Origin of the sequence: Cellulomonas sp. McL0617, from assembly GCF_049994875.1 — a bacterium.
Taxonomy (GTDB): domain Bacteria; phylum Actinomycetota; class Actinomycetes; order Actinomycetales; family Cellulomonadaceae; genus Cellulomonas.
In genome coordinates, this window is the sequence record NZ_CP188256.1 from 1,060,224 (window position 1) to 1,077,914 (window position 17,691).

General features: G+C 71.4%; 18 protein-coding genes. 17 read left to right on the forward strand and 1 reads right to left on the reverse strand.

What is annotated here, in order from left to right; all coding sequences use genetic code 11:
- Positions 1-1,083: 1,083 nt before the first annotated feature.
- Entirely contained in the window at positions 1,084-2,085 is a 1,002-nt protein-coding gene (locus tag ACPPVS_RS04755; RefSeq protein WP_426594883.1) for a M15 family metallopeptidase, read from the forward strand.
- A gap of 42 nt (positions 2,086-2,127) precedes the next feature.
- On the opposite strand, the gene ACPPVS_RS04760 is transcribed toward ACPPVS_RS04755, so the two are convergent.
- Positions 2,128-3,045, reverse strand: coding sequence for an aldose 1-epimerase family protein (locus ACPPVS_RS04760; RefSeq protein WP_426594884.1), 918 nt, complete (start codon positions 3,043-3,045; stop codon positions 2,128-2,130).
- 187 nt (positions 3,046-3,232) lie between these two features.
- On the opposite strand from ACPPVS_RS04760, the gene ACPPVS_RS04765 reads away from it, so the two are divergent.
- The 16 genes from ACPPVS_RS04765 to ACPPVS_RS04840 all read left to right on the forward strand — a co-directional run bounded on the left by ACPPVS_RS04765 (position 3,233) and on the right by ACPPVS_RS04840 (position 17,672).
- Positions 3,233-4,459, forward strand: a complete 1,227-nt coding sequence (locus ACPPVS_RS04765) for a CpaF family protein (protein WP_426594885.1) — start codon at positions 3,233-3,235, stop codon at positions 4,457-4,459.
- Positions 4,459-5,322, forward strand: coding sequence for a type II secretion system F family protein (locus ACPPVS_RS04770; protein ID WP_426594886.1), 864 nt, complete (start codon positions 4,459-4,461; stop codon positions 5,320-5,322). The genes ACPPVS_RS04765 and ACPPVS_RS04770 overlap by 1 nt, the downstream gene beginning before the upstream one ends.
- Positions 5,319-6,251, forward strand: coding sequence for a type II secretion system F family protein (locus ACPPVS_RS04775; RefSeq protein ID WP_426594887.1), 933 nt, complete (start codon positions 5,319-5,321; stop codon positions 6,249-6,251). Before ACPPVS_RS04770 ends, ACPPVS_RS04775 begins: the two co-directional genes overlap by 4 nt.
- Positions 6,252-6,320: 69 nt before the next feature.
- The gene (locus ACPPVS_RS04780) at positions 6,321-6,530 is read left to right on the forward strand and encodes a hypothetical protein (RefSeq protein ID WP_426596040.1); all 210 of its coding nucleotides are present in this window, start codon (positions 6,321-6,323) and stop codon (positions 6,528-6,530) included.
- Positions 6,531-6,532: 2 nt separating this feature from the next.
- A complete protein-coding gene (locus tag ACPPVS_RS04785) occupies positions 6,533-6,913 on the forward strand; it encodes a TadE/TadG family type IV pilus assembly protein (protein ID WP_426594888.1) in 381 nt (126 codons plus the stop codon).
- Positions 6,910-7,356: a pilus assembly protein gene (locus ACPPVS_RS04790; protein ID WP_426594889.1), complete on the forward strand. Its 447-nt coding sequence runs from the start codon at positions 6,910-6,912 to the stop codon at positions 7,354-7,356. Before ACPPVS_RS04785 ends, ACPPVS_RS04790 begins: the two co-directional genes overlap by 4 nt.
- Entirely contained in the window at positions 7,353-7,799 is a 447-nt protein-coding gene (locus tag ACPPVS_RS04795) for a pilus assembly protein TadG-related protein (RefSeq protein WP_426594890.1), read from the forward strand. Before ACPPVS_RS04790 ends, ACPPVS_RS04795 begins: the two co-directional genes overlap by 4 nt.
- A 23-nt stretch (positions 7,800-7,822) precedes the next feature.
- Positions 7,823-8,938 (forward strand): peptide chain release factor 2, encoded by a 1,116-nt coding sequence (gene prfB, locus ACPPVS_RS04800; RefSeq protein ID WP_426594891.1) that lies wholly within the window; start codon positions 7,823-7,825, stop codon positions 8,936-8,938.
- A 246-nt stretch (positions 8,939-9,184) separates the two neighbouring features.
- Positions 9,185-10,291, forward strand: coding sequence for a sugar ABC transporter substrate-binding protein (locus tag ACPPVS_RS04805; RefSeq protein ID WP_426594892.1), 1,107 nt, complete (start codon positions 9,185-9,187; stop codon positions 10,289-10,291).
- Between the two features lie 161 nt (positions 10,292-10,452).
- Entirely contained in the window at positions 10,453-11,289 is an 837-nt protein-coding gene (locus ACPPVS_RS04810) for an ATP-binding cassette domain-containing protein (protein WP_426594893.1), read from the forward strand.
- Positions 11,286-12,572 (forward strand): sugar ABC transporter permease, encoded by a 1,287-nt coding sequence (locus ACPPVS_RS04815; protein ID WP_426594894.1) that lies wholly within the window; start codon positions 11,286-11,288, stop codon positions 12,570-12,572. The genes ACPPVS_RS04810 and ACPPVS_RS04815 overlap by 4 nt, the downstream gene beginning before the upstream one ends.
- A 27-nt stretch (positions 12,573-12,599) precedes the next feature.
- The gene (locus ACPPVS_RS04820) at positions 12,600-13,877 is read left to right on the forward strand and encodes an ROK family protein (protein ID WP_426594895.1); all 1,278 of its coding nucleotides are present in this window, start codon (positions 12,600-12,602) and stop codon (positions 13,875-13,877) included.
- A 153-nt stretch (positions 13,878-14,030) separates the two neighbouring features.
- Positions 14,031-14,720, forward strand: a complete 690-nt coding sequence (ftsE, locus tag ACPPVS_RS04825) for a cell division ATP-binding protein FtsE (protein ID WP_426595883.1) — start codon at positions 14,031-14,033, stop codon at positions 14,718-14,720.
- The gene (gene ftsX / locus ACPPVS_RS04830) at positions 14,720-15,634 is read left to right on the forward strand and encodes a permease-like cell division protein FtsX (RefSeq protein ID WP_426594896.1); all 915 of its coding nucleotides are present in this window, start codon (positions 14,720-14,722) and stop codon (positions 15,632-15,634) included. The genes ftsE and ftsX overlap by 1 nt, the downstream gene beginning before the upstream one ends.
- Before the next feature lies 1 nt (position 15,635).
- On the forward strand, positions 15,636-16,940 hold the full coding sequence (locus ACPPVS_RS04835) for a M23 family metallopeptidase (protein ID WP_426594897.1): 1,305 nt from the start codon (positions 15,636-15,638) through the stop codon (positions 16,938-16,940).
- 18 nt (positions 16,941-16,958) lie between these two features.
- Positions 16,959-17,672: a phosphatase PAP2 family protein gene (locus tag ACPPVS_RS04840; RefSeq protein ID WP_426594898.1), complete on the forward strand. Its 714-nt coding sequence runs from the start codon at positions 16,959-16,961 to the stop codon at positions 17,670-17,672.
- The last annotated feature ends 19 nt before the right edge of the window (positions 17,673-17,691 follow it).

The window sequence follows — 17,691 nt, forward strand, 5'->3', positions numbered from 1 at the left end:
TCGGGGGCATTCTCGGGCGAGTCGTTCAGCGTGTTGTCCGGGATTGTCCCGATCCGTGGACTGGACATCCGTCCAGGGACTTGGATGCCTCGTCGGCACCCGTTATGGTTTCGTGACCGCGCGTTGCACGCTCGAACGGCCGCGGGACAAATCGACAACGCACGGTGGACGGGAGGTGTCGTGGGATCGCACAGCGTCGGGCCGGACACCGCACCGCCCACGCGCCGCCGCCTCCGTGAGGCCGAGCGGACGACGACCGGTCCCGCGCCCGATGTACCGTCCGCCGGGACCCGGCCGGGTTCGCACCCGTCGGACCCGCACCCGTCGGACCCGCGCTCGCCGGTCTCTGTGCACAGCGGGCCGACGCCGTCGGTCGCGGCCCGCGGTGTCTTCGGCGGTCCGGTGTCTGTGCCGGCTGATGACGCCCACGGCGTCCAGGAGCCCACCGCCCCGGTGACGCGGTACGTGTCGCGCCCGTCGGCCGAGCCCGCCGTCGCCACGACGGTCCGTCCGATGGTCGGCCGGAGTGCGCCGGCCACGCAGCCGAGCTCGGTCACGCGTGTCTCGCCTCCGGTGTCGCAGGCGATGCCGTCTCCTGCGTCGCAGGCCATCCCGGCGACGCCCGCGAGCGGTCGTCGAGCCGTCCGCACCGCGACGGCACCATCCGCGCAAGCAGCCCCGCCCCCTGCCGTCGCCGAGGCAGCGTCGTCCGGGCCGTCGACGGCTCACGCGGACGGCGCCGTCACCTCTCGGCGGGCCGCCCGTGCTGCTCAGGCCGACGAGGCCGGTGCGGGTGCACCCGCTCCGGTGCGCCGCGCGCGGCCCCGGGCGCAGTCGACCGTGGCGATCCCCGTGCTGCCGGACCAGGTGTCGCCGGCCGCGGCATCCACCGTCGACGAGCCCTTTGCGATCGCGCGGACCGACGCTTCGCACGAGAACGTCGCTGGAGCGCCGGACCCGGTTGCCCCGACGGTGCCGGCTGTCGTGTCGCCGACCCCGGGACGCCCGACGAGCGTCCTGGTCACGCACTCGGTGGCGGTCCCGTCGGCACCGTCGAAGCCTCAGGCTGCAGCGTCGGCGAGCGTGACCTGGTCTCCCGTCGCGGACCTCGCATCGACCGCGGACCTCGCACCGACCGCGGACCTGACACCGGCCACGGACCTCGCACTTGGCGACGGGGCTGAGCCCGCCGCGCAGCGGTCGAGCCACGTGGTGCGGACGGTCAGCGCCGTCGAGGAGACGGCGATCGTGCCGGTCGTCACGGCGACCGGGCCCACCCCGTGGGAGCTCGCCGACACCGGTGAGGTGGCCACGACCCCGGCGCCGGGGCCGCTCGCACACCGCGGCTCCCCCCGACGCGCGGGTCGGACGACGCGGGTTGCGGCGCGGCTGGGGGTGCTCGGCGTCCTCGCCGGCATCACAGTGGCCATCCCGGTGAGCCAGGGCCTCGTGCCGACGCCGGTCGCCTACGGCTCGGACGCGCTCGCGGACTCAACGCTGCCCAGCACGGTGACGGCACTGTCGGGCTCGGAGCTGTCCGACCTGCCGCCGGCGTCACTCGTCTCTGCCGCCGGTGGGCTGGCGGCGCGCGTCGACACCACAGGTGCCAGCCGCAACGACACCCGCTCGAGCCTGGCGGGCTGTGACGGCTCGGTGCGCGACGCCGGCGTCAACGGCCAGCTCAAGGCCGTCGACCTGTGCACGCTCTGGGACAACCACACGCAGCTGCGCGCCGACGCCGCCGTGTCGCTGGCCGAGTTCAACGAGGCGTTCGCGGCCCGGTTCGGCGCCGACCTCTGCCTGAGCTCGGGTTACCGCACGCTCGCGGAGCAGCGCGCGGTCAAGGCGGAGAAGGGCGGCCTCGCGGCGGCGCCCGGCAAGAGCAACCACGGCTGGGGTCTGGCGGTCGACCTGTGCCAGGACCAGACGTCCGGGGTGAAGTGGGCCTGGCTCAACGAGAACGGCCCGGCGTACGGCTGGGCCAACCCGGCCTGGGCGCAGCCGGGCGGCAGCGGCCCCTACGAGCGGTGGCACTGGGAGTACACGAAGGCCGTGAAGGCCGACGGCGAGTACTACGACGGCTGACCGGCCCGTCGGCCCGCGGGTGCGGACCGCCGAGCCTCGCCGTCAGACGAGCTGGAGTCCCCAGGCGAGCTCCCGGCTCTCGCCCGGTGCCAGCTGGATGAGGTTCTCGCCCGTGCGGAACGCGTCCGCGATGCAGGTCATCGGCTCCACGGCGACGCCACGACGCTTGATGGCCGCCACGAAGTCGCCCGTGCACACCTGCCACGCCTGGAAGCCGGCGTCGGCCCACATCGCCACGGTGCGTCCGTCGGTCCCCCCGAAGCGCACCCACGTCAGCCCGTCCTCGTCGCGCACGGGCTGCACCCACGCGTCGTCGAGCGCGATCCCGCGCAGCGAGGTCGCCACGCGCAGGTCGTAGCGGCCGGTCAGCGCCTCCGTGCCGGTGGGCAGCAGCCGCGTGTCGACGGTGACGTGCCGGGTGGCGTCGACCTGCAGCGTGGTCTCGTCGACCGGACCGTCGCCCGGTGACAGCCACGGGTGGAAGCCGAGCCCGAACGGAGCGGTCGAGGTGCCGAGGTTGGTGACGTCGGTGGTCACACGCAGGCCGTCGACCGTGAGGCCGTAGGTCACGCGCAGACGGACGGGCCACGGGTACCCGTACGTGGGCACGACGACGTGCTCGAGGGTGACCGCGGAGGCGCTCTCGTCGCGGGTGCTGAACGTCGTGTGGGCGACCAGGCCGTGCAGGGCGGTCTGCCGGTCGTGCTCGTTGAGCGGAACGTCGTAGGTCACGTCCTCGAACCGGAACTCGCCGTCGCGCAGCCGGTTGGGCCACGGCGCGAGGACCGTTCCGGAGAACGCCGGTGCCATCGCGTGCTCGCCGTACGGGAGGACCACGTCCCGCCCGCCGACGGTGTACTCGCGCAGGCTGGCCCCGACGGCTGCGACCACGGCGCGCTGGTCGCCGAGCTCCAGTACGTGCTGACGGCCGGTCGGGAGAGGTGGGGGAGTCGATGTCACCCGCCCACGCTAGTGCGCCCGCGGGCCTTCTCGCGTCCGACCCGTATCGGCGAGACGGGTGAACGGCGGTGCTTCTGTGGACAACGGGCTGCGGGATGCAGATCGTATCCCCTAGGGTTCCCGCCAACGCATATTCGGACAATGACGGATGAATCGGGCACTGTGACCGACGGGCAGGGGGCGCCAGGTGGACAGTGTGGCGATCCTCGAGACGGAGGTCCGCGAGCTGATCCGGCGCCGGGGGATGGACCCCGTGCGGGACCGGCCGGGTGTCGTCGCCCTCGTCGCGGACGTCATCGCCGACTACGACGAGCGGTCGGTGGTCGGCGCCGTCCCGCCCCTGATCGATCCCGTGGCGGCGCACAAGGCCGTGCTCGACGCGGTGGCCGGTCTGGGACCCCTGCAGCGTTACCTCGACGATCCCGAGGTCGAGGAGATCTGGATCAACGCCCCGACGCAGGTGTTCGTCGCGCGGCGCGGTGAGCCCGAGCTGACCACGACGATCCTCACGGACGGTCAGGTGCGTGACCTGGTCGAGCAGATGCTCAAGGTCTCCGGACGACGGCTCGACCTGAGCAGCCCCTTCGTGGACGCGTCCCTGCCGGGCGGGGAGCGTCTGCACGCGGTCATCCCGGACGTCACGCGGCGGCACTGGTCGGTGAACATCCGTAAGTACGTGGTGCGGGCGACCCACCTGGACGACCTCGTGGCCCTGGGCTCGATCACGCCGCACGCGTCCGCGTTCCTGCACGCGGCGGTCCGAGCCGGGCTGAACGTGCTGGTCTCGGGTGCAACCCAGTCGGGCAAGACGACGATGCTCAACGCACTGGCCGGCGCGATCCCGACCCGCGAGCGCGTCATCACGTGCGAGGAGGTCTTCGAGCTGCGGCTCGTCGCCCGCGACTGGGTGGCCATGCAGTGTCGACAACCCAGCCTCGAGGGCACCGGGGAGATCCCGCTGCGACGCCTGGTCAAGGAGGCGCTGCGCATGCGGCCCAGCCGGCTGCTCGTCGGCGAGGTGCGCGAGGCCGAGGCGCTCGACCTGCTCATCGCCCTCAACGCCGGCGTGCCGGCCATGTGCACCATCCACGCGAACTCGGCACGCGAGGCGTTGACCAAGCTCTGCACGCTGCCGCTGCTGGCCGGCGAGAACATCTCGGACCGGTTCGTCGTGCCGACGGTCGCCTCCGCAGTCGACCTCGTCGTGCACCTCGACGTCGACGGTTCCGGTCGGCGGGTGGTGCGCGAGATCGTCGCGGTGCCCGGGCGCGTGGAGCAGGGGATCGTCGAGACCGCGGACATCTTCGTGTGGCGTGACGGGCAGCTCCATCGGGCCGACGGGTTCCCGCCGCACGCGGAGCGGTTCGGCCGCACGGGGACGGACCTCGCAGCGCTGCTGCGGGGACGCGGCTGATGGGCGTCGTCGTCGGGCTCCTGCTGGGCGCGGGCGTGGCCTGCGTCTGGTGGTCGTGCTGGGTCCGGCCGGCGGGCGGGCAGAGCCGCACGCGGGACGGCTGGCACGCTCGGACGCAGGACATGCTCGTGCAGGCGGGGGTGACCGGCGCGACGCCGGGCGGCCTCGTGGCCGCCTGCCTCGTCGTCGCGCTGCTCGTGCTCGTCGTCGTGCTGGCCTTCACACGCACGCCGGCTATCGCGCTGTGCTTCGCCGCGTTCGCTGCCGCGGGGCCGTGGGCGCTGGCGCGTGGCCGGGCGCGTCGTCGCCGGACCCGGTTGCGGCAGCTGTGGCCAGAGGTGGTGGACCACCTGGGCTCCGGCATCCGGGCCGGGCTCGCTCTGCCCGAGGCCGTCGCGCAGATCGGCGAGCGCGGACCCGTCGAGCTGCGTCCGGCGTTCTCCGCCTTCGGCGAGGACTACCGCGCGACCGGCAGGTTCGGCGACTGCCTGGACGCGTTGAAGGCTCGGCTCGCCGACCCCGTCGCGGACCGGATCATCGAGGCGCTGCGGCTGACGCGGGACGTCGGTGGCACCGACCTCGGCCGGCTGCTGCGAACCCTGGCCGGCTTCCTGCGCGAGGACATCCGGACGCGCGGCGAGCTCGAGGCGCGGCAGAGCTGGACCATCAACGCCGCCCGGCTCGCCGTCGCCGCACCGTGGATCGTGCTCGCCCTGCTGTCCACCCGCCCCGAAGCGGCCGCCGCCTACGACACGCCGGCCGGTGTGGCGGTGCTGCTGGGCGGCGGGGTGTGCACCGTCGTCGCGTACCTCCTCATGCTCCGGATCGCCCGGCTGCCCGACGACCCCCGGGTGCTGCGATGAGCCCGGCGCTGCAGGGCGCCTTCCTCGGGCTGCTCGGCGGTCTGGGCGTGACGCTGGTGGTCGCGAGGCTGCGGTCGCGGCGGGTCAGCCTGGACCAGCGGCTCGCGCCGTACCTGCGCCCGCAGCGGACGTCGTCGGGCCTGCTGCGCTCCCCGAGCGTTCGCGGTCCGTTCGCCACGATCGAACGGCTCGTCTCGCCGGTGATGTCCGACGCGGTCCGGCTGGTGACCCGGCTCGGGTCGCCGACCGCGGAGCTCCGTCGCCGCCTCGTGCGTGCCGGTCGGGCCGAGTCCGTCGAGCAGTTCCGGGCCGGGCAGGTGGTCTGGGGCGTGCTGTCGCTCGCGGCCGGTCTCGCGCTCGCGCTCGTGCTCGCGACGACGCGCGGCGGCAGCCCGGTGATGCTGGCCCTGCTCGCCGGGGTCTGCGGGTTGGCGGGCGTGCTCGTGCGTGACTGGCTGCTCACGCGGGAGATCGCGTCCCGCGAGACCCGGATGATGGCCGAGCTCCCGACGGTCGCCGAGCTGCTCGCGCTCGCGGTGGGGGCCGGGGAGGGCGCGGTCGGAGCGCTGGAGCGCGTGGTGCGCACCACCCACGGGGAGCTGACCGGTGAGCTGGCCCGGACCCTCGCCGACGCCCGAGCGGGCGTGCCGCTGACAGCCGCCCTCGACGGCCTCGCGGACCGCACGGGTCTGGCGGCGCTGGCCCGGTTCGCGGAAGGCGTCGCCGTCGCGGTCGAGCGGGGGACGCCGCTGGCCGACGTGCTGCGCGCCCAGGCGCAGGACGTGCGGGAGGAGGGCCGCCGCGAGCTCATGGAGACGGGCGGGAAGAAGGAGGTCGCGATGATGGTGCCGGTGGTGTTCTTGATCCTGCCGATCACCGTCGTCTTCGCGGTCTTCCCGAGCATGGTGGTGCTGCGGGTCGGCCTGTGAGCCGCCCCATCGACCTCCGCCCGGGGCTGCCCCGGCGGACCGAGATCGGGATCGACGAGAGGAACACGGATGAGGACAATCGCAGGGGGCTTGCGGCACCGACTCATGGGCAGGCTGCTGCAGCGGGTGGGGGTCGACGGGCGCGATCGCGGAGACGTGCCCGGCTGGGTGCTGGTGACGCTGATGACGGCCGGCCTGGTCACCGCGCTGTGGCTGATCGCCGGTCCGGCGCTGGCCGGGGTGTTCCAGAGCGCGATCGACGGCGTGACCGGTCCCTGACGTTGCACTGGGGCTCCGACAACGGCTCCGCGATCGTCGACTTCACGCTGGTCGGCGCGCTGGTCACCGTGCTGTTCGTCGGCATCCTGCAGCTCACGCTGGTGCTGCACGTGCGCAACACGCTCATCGACTCCGCCTCCGAGGGCGCGCGGTACGGCGCCCAGGTGGGTCACGTGCCCGACGACGGTGCGGCCCGCACACGTGTGCTCATCGGGCAGTCGCTCGCGGGCTCGTACGCGCAGGACGTCACCGCGACGACGACGCGGGTCGACGGGCTGGACGAGGTCGAGGTGGACGTCGTCGCACCCCTGCCCGTGCTCGGGCTGCTCGGGCCCGCCCGCACGCTGACGATCCGGGGCCACGCACTGGCGGAGACGCCGTGAGGCGCGGGCCCCTGGCCGACGACGACGGCAGCGCCATCGTCGAGTTCCTCGGCCTCGCCCTCGTGCTCATGGTGCCCCTCGTCTACCTGGTGCTGGTGCTCGGTCGCCTGGAGGCCGCCTCGTTCGCCGCCGAGGGCGCAGCACGCGAGGCCGCGCGCACCTACGTCGTCGCCGACACCGCGCAGGAGGGCTCCGCACGGGCTGCCGCCGCCGCGGGCATCGCGCTGCGTGACCAGGGTTTCGACGACGACCCCGTCGACGCGCTGACCCTGAGCTGCTCGTCGACGCCATGCCTGGCACCGGGCAGCGACGTCGCCGCGCGCATCGACCTGGTCGTGCCCCTGCCGTTCGTGCCGGCCTTCGTGCGACGCGTCGTCCCGCTCGAGGTGCCGGTGAGTGCCCAGCGGGTGGCGCCGGTCGACGCGTACCGGGTGCACGGATGAAGGCCCGACGCGACGACGGCCAGGTCATGCTCCTCACGCTCGGGTTCGTCGTGATCGCGTTGCTGCTGATCAGCGTCGTGGCGTCGGCCGCGCACGTGCACCTGGAGCGCAAGCGCCTGCTGGCGCTCGCGGACGTGCTCGCGCTCGAGGGGGCGGACGCCGTCGCCTCAGACCGTTACTACGCGCCCGGCGCGGACCGGCAGCCCGGCGTGCCTCTCACGGACGCGACCGTCCGCAGGGAGGTCGAGCAGTACCTGCGTGACAACCCGGACGCGACCGCGCAGTGGGACCAGTTCACGGTCCTGTCGGCGACGACCCCCGACGGCTCGTCTGCCTACGTCCACCTGGGCGCGGTCACCCACCCGGTCCTGCTCTCGTGGGTGCTTGCGCCGTGGCAGGACGGCATCGCGCTCGAGGCGGAGTCCTCGGCCCGCGCCTCCTGACCGCTCCGGTAGCCTGGACGGTTGTGGCCACCACCGACTTCAGCACCGCGATCCATGACTTGCGCACCACCCTGGGCACCATCCAGGCGGTGAGCGACCCGAAGGCGCTCGAGGCGAAGGTCGCGGTCCTCTCGGAGCAGGCGTCCGCGCCGGACCTGTGGGACGACCCGGACGCGGCGCAGAAGATCACGAGCGCGCTCTCGTCCACCCAGGCCGAGCTGGACCGCATGAGCAAGCTGAGCGGCCGGATCGACGACCTCGAGACGCTGGTCGAGATGGCGGCCGAGGAGAACGACGAGGACACGCTGGCCGAGGCCGAGGCCGACCTCCTGACGATCAGGAAGGACCTCGGCGAGCTCGAGGTCCGCACTCTGCTGTCGGGGGAGTACGACCAGCGCGAGGCCGTGGTGACCATCCGGTCCGGTGCGGGCGGGGTCGACGCGGCGGACTTCGCGGAGATGCTGCTGCGGATGTACCTGCGCTGGGCGGAGCGGCACGGCTACCCGACGACGGTGCTCGACACCTCGTACGCGGAGGAGGCCGGCCTGAAGTCGGCGACGTTCGAGGTCAAGGTGCCGTACGCCTTCGGCAACCTGTCGGTCGAGGCGGGTACGCACCGCCTGGTCCGCATCTCGCCGTTCGACAACCAGGGCCGTCGCCAGACGAGCTTCGCGGCCGTCGAGGTCATCCCGCTGATCGAGTCCAACGACTCGATCGACATCCCCGAGTCCGAGATCAAGGTCGACGTGTTCCGGTCGAGCGGCCCCGGCGGCCAGTCCGTCAACACGACCGACTCGGCCGTGCGGATGACGCACATCCCGACGGGCATCGTCGTGTCGATGCAGAACGAGAAGTCGCAGATCCAGAACCGCGCGGCCGCGCTGCGTGTCCTGCAGTCGCGGCTGCTGCTGGTCAAGAAGGCGGAGCAGGACGCCAAGAAGAAGGAGCTCGCCGGCGACGTCAAGGCCAGCTGGGGTGACCAGATGCGCTCGTACGTCCTGCAGCCGTACCAGATGGTCAAGGACCTGCGCACCGAGCACGAGGTGGGTAATCCGGCCGCGGTGTTCGACGGCGACATCGACGACTTCATCGAGGCGGGCATACGCTGGCGCCGGTCGGCGGAGAAGGCCGGCGCCTGATCGGGTGACGTCGCGTTTGTTCTCGGCTCGCACAATTCACGCCATTGTCGGACAGAACGGCCCGTCCAGAGCGCCCCTCCAGGGCCGAAGGTCACGGTTTGACCACGAAAACCCTCCCTGACCTTGTCACTTGCGGCAGGTCGACCATATGTTGTGGCCCGCAACATAGTCCGAGCGCCCGTAAGCGCCGGGTGGAGACGAGCGCAGCGAGGCGTCGTCACGAGAGGGAGCACAATGCGACGGAGCATGGTTCTAGCGTCGGTGGCCATCGCGGCCTCCGGCCTTCTGCTGGCCGGTTGTGGCAGCAGCAACGACAACGGCAGCACTGGCACGTCGAGCAGTGCGGCAGCCGCCGCCAAGCCGAAGGTCGGCGTGATCCTGCCGGACACGAAGTCCTCGGCACGGTGGGAGACGAACGACGCGCCGCTGCTCAAGGCGGCCTTCGATGCGGCTGGTGTCGACTCCGACATCCAGAACGCCCAGGGTGACAAGACCCAGTTCCAGACGATCGCGGACGGCATGATCACCGAGGGCGTCGACGTCCTGATGATCGTCAACCTCGACTCGGGCTCGGGCTCGGCCGTCCTGGCCAAGGCCAAGGCCCAGGGCATCGCCACGATCGACTACGACCGCCTGACGTTGGGCGGCGGCGCGGACTTCTACGTGTCGTTCGACAACACCAAGGTCGGCCAGCTGCAGGGTGAGGGCCTCCAGAAGTGCCTGACGGACGCCGGCAAGACGACCGCGAACATCGCGTTCCTCAACGGTTCGCCGACGGACAACAACGCGACCCTGTTCAAGGCCGGTGCGGTTGCCGCGCTGCAGGCCAAGACGACGAGCGGTGACTACAAGGTCGTCGCCGACCAGGCCGTGCCCGACTGGGACAACCAGCAGGCCGGCACGATCTTCGAGCAGATGTACACGCAGACCGGCGGCAAGATCGACGGTGTGCTGGCTGCCAACGACGGTCTCGGCAACGCCGCGATCGCCATCCTGAAGAAGAACGGCGTGAACGGCACCATCCCGGTGACCGGTCAGGACGCGACCGACCAGGGCCTGCAGAACATCCTCGCGGGCGACCAGTGCATGACCGTCTACAAGGCCATCAAGAAGGAGGCTGACGCCGCATCGGCGCTGGCCATCGCCGCCGCCAAGGGCGCGGACACGTCCAGCCTGGCGACGGGCTCCGTGACCGACACCCAGACGAGCAAGAAGGTCGCCGCGGTCCTGCTGGACCCCGAGGCCATCTACTTCGCCAACGTCAAGGACGTCATCGCGGACGGCTTCACCACCAAGGACAAGGTCTGCACCGCGGCCCTTGCCGATGCCTGCACGAAGGCCGGCATCTCCTGAGCACGACACCGGGGCGGCCGCAGCTGCGGCCGCCCCGGTGACAGGTGGGGTCGGTCCGCGGGAGCGACCGGCCCCGGCCTGGTGCTCGCGCACGGACGCTCCCGCACATGCACAGACCCGCGACCACGCGGGGTGAACCGAGTGACACGACGAGGTGGACGATGACCCAAGCAGCGAATATCGCACCCGACCTGGCTCCGCCACCGACGCTCGAGGTGCGCGGTGGTCGCAAGAACTTCGGCGCGGTGCACGCGCTGCGGGGCGTCGACCTGGTGGCGCGGGCCGGCGAGGTGACGGCGCTCGTCGGCGACAACGGCGCCGGCAAGTCGACCATGATCAAGTGCATCGCAGGGATCTTCCCGTTCGATGCCGGGGATGTCCTGTTCGAGGGCCAGGAGGCGCACATCTCGTCGCCGGCCGACTCGAGCGAGCTGGGCATCGAGGTCGTCTACCAGGACCTCGCCCTGTGCGACAACCTCGACATCGTCCACAACATGTTCCTCGGCCGCGAGCTCAAGAAGGGCTTCCGCCTGGACGAGTCGGCCATGGAGACGCGCGCCGCCGAGGTGCTCGCCTCCCTGTCCGTGCGCACGGTGCGGTCCATCCGCCAGCACGTGGCCAGCCTCTCCGGCGGCCAGCGGCAGACCGTCGCCATCGCACGTGCCGTGCTGTGGAACTCCAAGCTCGTCATCCTCGACGAGCCGACGGCCGCCCTCGGCGTCGCGCAGACCGAGCAGGTGCTGCAGCTCGTCCGTCGGCTTGCCGACGCCGGTCTCGCGGTCGTGCTGGTCTCGCACAACATGAACGAGGTGCTCGAGGTCGCGGACTCCGTCAACGTCCTCTACCTGGGCCAGACGGCCGCGCAGGTCCGCGCGAAGGACACGACGCGCAGCGAGATCATCGAGCTCATCACCAGCGGCTCGGCCGCCCTCCCGCCGACTCCCGTGGCCGCGGCCTCGGCCCCCACCGACGCACCGAACGGGAGCACCCCCGCATGAGCACGCCCACCGTCGCCCGCAAGGACCGCGACAACGCACCCACGTCGCTGCTGGCCGGCTCCGTCGAGCAGCCGACGTTCGGCGAGGCCGTCAACAACTACGTCAGCAAGGTGCGCGGCGGCGACATGGGGTCGCTGCCGGCCATCCTGGCGCTCCTGGTGCTGCTCGCCATCTTCGTCATCCTGAGGCCGAACACCTTCCCGTCGGCGCTGAACATCGCCAACCTGTTCCAGCAGGGCGCGGTCGTCGCGACGATCGCCATGGGTCTGGTCTTCGTCCTCCTGCTGGGCGAGATCGACCTGTCGGCCGGGTTCACGTCCGGTTTGTGCGGCGCCATCCTGGCCACCGCCCTGACGAAGGGCGGGTGGCCCTGGTACGCGGCCGTCGTCGCGGCGCTCGTCGCCGGTCTGGTCGTCGGCCTGATCAACGGCGCGCTGGTCGCTCGAGTCGGCATCCCGTCGTTCATCGTGACCCTGGCGACGTTCTTGGCCCTCCAGGGTGCCGTGCTGCTCATCATCGGCAGCGGCGGCAACATCACGATCACCGACCCGGTGATCGTGGCGATCCAGAACAAGAACGTCCCGCCCGCTCTCGGCTGGGTCATCGGCATCCTGGCCGTCGTCGCCTACGGCCTCTCGAGCCTGCGGACCTGGCAGCTGCGTCGCCGGCGTGGCCTGCTCGCCGTGCCCGTCGGCATCATCGCCATCAAGATCGCGGCGATCGCCGTGCTCGTGCTCGGCATGATCGCGGTGCTCAACCAGGAGCGCAGCCTGCACCCGCTGCGCGCCTCCATCATCGGCGTGCCCATCGTGGTGCCCGTCATCGTGACGCTCGCGCTGTTGCTGGGCTTCGTGCTCACGCGCACAGCCTTCGGACGGCACATCTACGCGGTCGGCGGCAACGCCGAGGCCACCCGTCGCGCGGGCATCAAGGTTGCCAGCGTGCGGATGGCGTGCTTCATGATCTGCTCCGTCCTGGCGGCCTTCGCGGGCATCTTCGCCGCGTCGCGCGCCACCTCGGTGGACCCGAACGCGGGCGGCTCGAACGTCCTGCTGTACGCGGTGGGGGCGGCCGTCATCGGCGGTACCTCGCTGTTCGGTGGCAAGGGCCGGATCATCGACGCCCTCATCGGCGCCGGGGTGATCGCGGTCATCGACAACGGGATGGCGCTGCTCGGCTACTCGTCGGGCATCAAGTACGTCGTGACGGGATCGGTGCTGGCCGCGGCCGCCGCGGTCGACGCGCTCTCCCGGCGACAAGCTCGATCGACGGGTCGCGGCTAGCTGTCCTGACCTCAGGGGGAGGATCTCGTGCGGCTCGGTGCTGGACCGCCCGTCCGTCGTGCGGACGCCGCGGCGCAGGACGACGTCCGGCGAGCCAACCTCTCCGCGGTGCTGCGGCTGCTGCACTTCCACGGACCGGCCACGCGGTCGGACCTGGTGGCCAGCACCGGTTTCAACCGTTCGACCGTCGGGTCGCTCACGTCCGAGCTCGTCAAGCTCGGGCTCGTGCGTGAGCGACCCGGCGTCGTGCGCGGCAAGGGGCGCCCGTCCAACGTGGTCGAGCCGGTCAGCACGAGCGCGCACGTGCTGGCGTTCGACGTCACCGCCTCCACCGTCGGCGCCGCCCGCGTGGGGCTCGGCGGCTATCTCCTCCAGGTGCGGCGAAGGCTGCACAGCACGTCCTCGCACGACGTCGCCGGCGTGGTCGCCCTGATCGCCACGCTGGTCGCGGAGATGCAGGCGCGCGCACACCCCGGCTCGATCTGCCTGGGCATCGTCGTGTCGGTCCCCGGCAGCGTGCGCCAGCCCGACGGGCTCGTTCGGCGCTCGCCCCCGCTCGGCTGGCACGAGGTCCACCTCGCCGACCTGCTGCGCGAAGCGATCGGCGACGACTACCCGATCGCGGTGGGCAACGACGGCGACCTCGGCGTCGTGGCCGAGTACCTGCGGGGTGCCGCGCGCGGCGTGCAGGACGTCCTGTACGTGCGCGGCGAGCTGGGCGTCGGCGGCGGCGTCGTGGTCGACGGCGAGCTGCTCAAGGGCACCGGCGGCTATGCCGGTGAGGTGGGGCACCTCATGGTCAAGCCCGGGGGACGCGTCTGCTCCTGCGGCGCCCGGGGCTGCTGGGAGGCGGAGATCGGCGACGCCGCGATCATCCGTTCGGTCGGCCGCGACCCGCGCGAGTCCGACATCGAGGACGTCGTCAGCGACGTCGCGATCGGCAACCGGCGGGCGATCGCCGGTGTGCGCAAGACGGGGGAGTGGGTGGGACTCGGGCTGGCGAGCCTGGTCAACCTGTTCAACCCGAGCGTCGTGGTCCTGGGTGGGACCCTCGGTGCGCTGTACCCGACGTTGGAGCCGACGCTGATGCAGGCCTTCGCGCGGTCGCTCGGCCCCAACCGGGAGCAGGCTCGCGTGCTGCGGTCCGAGCTGGCGTCGGACGCGCAGCTGGTCGGCGGCGCCGAGGTGGCGTTCGCGGACGTCCTGGAGGACCCGGCCGGCACCCTCGACGCGCGGCGCGACCAGCTCGACCGCACGGTCAAGGAGCTCGGGGTGGTGCACCAGATCCACGCCCTCGGTAGCTGACCGACCGGACACTTGGGGCATTCCGCCCGCTCGTCGGGTTCTCACAGGCAACCGTCGGCGTGTCACCACCGACCAACGGCGATGTCGCTGCCTACCCTCGACGAGGCCAGTGCTAGACCCATGACCCGTCCCCGAACCCTGGCCGCGAGCACCGTGATCAGATTCGAGAACGTCACCAAGGTCTACGCGCGCGGCGCCCGACCGGCGCTGGACCGCGTCTCCTTGGACGTCGAGCGCGGGGAGTTCGTCTTCCTCGTCGGCGCCTCCGGCTCCGGCAAGTCGACCTTCCTGCGGCTCGTGCTGCGCGAGGAGCGCGCGTCCGCGGGTCGGGTCTTCGTCGCCGGCAAGGAGCTGGGCACGCTGTCGTCGTGGAAGGTGCCGACGATGCGTCGCCAGATCGGCGCCGTGTTCCAGGACTTCCGGCTGCTGCCCAACAAGACGGTGTTCGAGAACGTGGCGTTCGCGCTGCAGGTCATCGGCAAGCCGCGGCACCACATCCTGACCACGGTGCCGGACACGCTCGAGATGGTCGGCCTGGCGGGCAAGGAGAAGCGTCGGCCGCACGAGCTGTCCGGTGGTGAGCAGCAGCGCGTGGCCATCGCACGGGCTTTCGTGAACCGGCCCAACATCCTGCTCTGCGACGAGCCGACGGGAAACCTCGACCCGACGACCAGCCTGGGGATCATGCGCCTGCTCGACCGCATCAACCGCACCGGCACCACCGTGGTGATGGCGACGCACGACGACGAGATCGTGGACCAGATGCGCAAGCGCGTGATCGAGCTGTCCACCGGTGAGCTCGTCCGCGACCAGTCCCGCGGCGTCTACGGGTCGGACCGCTGATGCGACTCCAGTTCATCCTCTCGGAGATCGGCCTCGGCCTCCGTCGCAACCTGTCCATGACCATCTCGGTCATCCTGGTGACGTTCGTGTCGCTCACCTTCGTCGGCTCGGCCGCTCTGCTGCAGATCCAGATCGGCAAGATGAAGGACGACTGGTACGACAAGGTCGAGGTCTCGGTCTTCCTGTGCCCGCGCGACTCGAGCGCCCCGACGTGTGCGAGCGGCGAGGTCAGCAACGACCAGCGCGCCGACATCGAGGCCGCGCTCGCGTCCCCGGAGATCAAGCCGTACATCCAGCACATCTACACCGAGAGCAAGGACCAGGCGTTCAAGGCCTTCGAGAAGCAGTTCAAGGACCAGTCCTGGACGGCCTCCGTGACGGCGGCCGACATGAACTCCTCGTTCCGCATCAAGCTCACCGACCCGCAGAAGTACCAGCTCGTCTCGGACGTGGTGTCGGGTCGGGCGGGCGTCGAGGACGTCCAGGACCAGCAGAGGCTGTTCGACAAGCTCTTCTCGGTGCTCAACCACGCCACCCTGCTGGCCGGTGGTCTGGCCGCGGTGATGCTGCTGGCGGCGGTGCTGCTCATCACGACGACGATCCGGCTGTCGGCGCTCTCCAGGCGGCGCGAGACCGGGATCATGCGGCTCGTCGGCGCCTCGACCTTCTTCATCCAGCTGCCGTTCATGCTCGAGGGCGCGATCGCGGCAACCGTCGGCGCGCTGCTGGCAATCGGGGGGCTGTGGCTGGGCGTCCAGTACCTGGTGAGCGACTGGCTCGCGGGCTCCGTCAGCTGGATCCCGTACGTGGACCCGGCCGACGTGCTCACCGTCGCACCGATCCTGATCGTCATCGCGATCGTGCTGGCGACGATCTCGTCGCTGGTGACCCTGTCCCGCTACACCAAGGTGTGACATGAGGATGAAGCGGATCTCGATCCTTGCCGTGCTGACTCTCCTGGTCAGCGCGGTGTTCGTCGGCCCCGCCTCGGCGGACAGCATCGACGACCGGCGCAAGGCCGCCGAGGCCCACAAGGCCGCCGTCGCCAAGGCCCAGGACGACCTCGACGCCGCGATGGAGGGCGTCGACGCAGGCCTGCAGGCACTCGCCGTGCAGCTGGCCGACACCCAGAGCAAGATCCCGGCCGCGCAGGCAGCGCTCGACGCCGCAAAGGCTGCCCTAGAGAAGGCGCAGCGCGAGGCGGCGATCATCGCCGCGCGGCTGGCGGACGCCACGGACCAGCAGACGACGATCACCGCGGACATCGCGCAGGACGCGGCCAAGGTCGCCTCGATGCAAGCCGAGATCGGGCAGATGGCCCGCGAGGCGTACAAGGGCGGCGGCAGCTCGGTGTCCGGCTTCGACGTGATCCTCGACTCCCAGAGCACCAGCGACTTCGTCCAGCGGTACGGCCTGCTCTCCACGGCCCTGCGAACGCAGTCGCAGATCCTCGACGCCCTCAACACGAGCGACGCCGTGAACAAGAACGCCCAGGCGCGCCTCACTGCCGTGCAGAACAAGATCGCCTCGCTCAAGGCTGACGCCGACCAGAAGGTGGTCGAGGCCGACGCCGCGAAGGCCAGTGCGGCAGCGGCAAAGAAGTCGCTCGACACCCTGATGGCCCAGCAGGTCTCCCAGCAGGCGTCGCTCGACACGCAGAAGGCGTCGTTGCAGGCCCAGCTGGCCGCGGCAGACGCGGAGGCCGCACAGGTCCAGAACGAGCTGCAGGCGGCGATCGCGGCGCAGGCGGCCAGGGATGCGGCCGCGGGCGTCTCGCACGGCCCGGCGGGGCCCCTCGCGGGCGCGCTGTTCGCCAACCCGACCAGCGTCAGCCCGATCCACGTGACGTCGGAGTACGGGATGCGGATGCACCCGATCCTGCACTACGTGCGTCTGCACGCGGGGATCGACCTGCGCACCTACTGCAACACTCCGATCTACGCGGCGCGTGCCGGCACGGTCACGTGGACCAAGAACCGGTTCGGGTTCGGCAACCAGGTGATGGTGGACAGCGGGTACGTCAACGGCAACGCGTTGTCCGAGAGCTACAACCACCTCACCAGCTGGTCGGTCAGTGCCGGGCAGCACGTGGTGCAGGGTCAGCTCATCGCGCACTCGGGGAACACCGGGACGTCGGCCGCGTGCCACCTGCACTTCGAGGTCTACGTGAACGGCGCGACCGTGAACCCGCGACCGCTGCTCGGCCTGCCGCCCGTCTGAGACCGCTAGCGTGACCCCGTGGAGCGCGCGGGCCGTCGACGCACCGCCGTACTGGTCCTCGTCGAGGCGCTCGGGCTGCTGCTCGTGTTCGCGGTGTTCACCCGCCTGCACGCGGCCGCCGGTCAGGATGTGGCCTCGGCGACGGTGCACGCGCGCACGGTGCAGGCCGTCGAGCGCGCTCTGGGCCTGGACATCGAGCGGCCCGTCAACGCCTGGCTGTCGGGGCATCCCGCGCTGATCAGGCTCGCGGTGGTGGTCTACCGCACCTACTACCTCGCGGTGCTCGGCGTGCTGGTCTGGGTGGCCGTGCGGCATGCCGAGGTCTACCGCCCCGTCCGGCGGGCGCTCGTCGCCATGCTGGTCCTGATCCTGCCCGTCTACTGGGCGCTGCCCGTCTCGCCGCCCCGGTTCGCCCTGGCGGGCATCGTCGACATCGTCGCCGAGCACGACATCGGCGGGCGGCACGGCGGCGGCAACCTCTACTCGGCCATGCCCAGCCTGCACGTGGGTCTGTCCGCGTGGTGCGCGTACGCGGTCTGGCTGGCGCTGCACCGATCGCACCCGAGGCTCTCGCTGCTCGCGTGGCTGTTCCCGCTCCTCATGGCGTCGGTCGTGCTGACGACCGGGAACCACTACGTGCTCGACGTCGTCGGCGCGGCAGTGCTCCTGGGCGCGGCCGTCGGCGTCGCGACGCTGTGGGGTCGCCTCATTGCGCTCGCGTCGCCCAGGTAGGCTCGGGCGGCGGTACACC

Excerpts from the sequence above, each read along its gene's own strand:
- ACPPVS_RS04770 (WP_426594886.1), top strand. The coding sequence starts at position 4,459 with ATGGGCGTCGTCGTCGGGCTCCTGCTGGGCGCGGGCGTGGCCTGCGTC.
- ACPPVS_RS04775 (WP_426594887.1), top strand. The coding sequence starts at position 5,319 with ATGAGCCCGGCGCTGCAGGGCGCCTTCCTCGGGCTGCTCGGCGGTCTG.
- ACPPVS_RS04780 (WP_426596040.1), top strand. The coding sequence starts at position 6,321 with ATGAGGACAATCGCAGGGGGCTTGCGGCACCGACTCATGGGCAGGCTG.
- ACPPVS_RS04795 (WP_426594890.1), top strand. The coding sequence starts at position 7,353 with ATGAAGGCCCGACGCGACGACGGCCAGGTCATGCTCCTCACGCTCGGG.
- ACPPVS_RS04805 (WP_426594892.1), top strand. The coding sequence starts at position 9,185 with ATGGTTCTAGCGTCGGTGGCCATCGCGGCCTCCGGCCTTCTGCTGGCC.
- ACPPVS_RS04810 (WP_426594893.1), top strand. The coding sequence starts at position 10,453 with ATGACCCAAGCAGCGAATATCGCACCCGACCTGGCTCCGCCACCGACG.
- ACPPVS_RS04815 (WP_426594894.1), top strand. The coding sequence starts at position 11,286 with ATGAGCACGCCCACCGTCGCCCGCAAGGACCGCGACAACGCACCCACG.
- ftsX (WP_426594896.1), top strand. The coding sequence starts at position 14,720 with ATGCGACTCCAGTTCATCCTCTCGGAGATCGGCCTCGGCCTCCGTCGC.
- ACPPVS_RS04835 (WP_426594897.1), top strand. The coding sequence starts at position 15,636 with ATGAGGATGAAGCGGATCTCGATCCTTGCCGTGCTGACTCTCCTGGTC.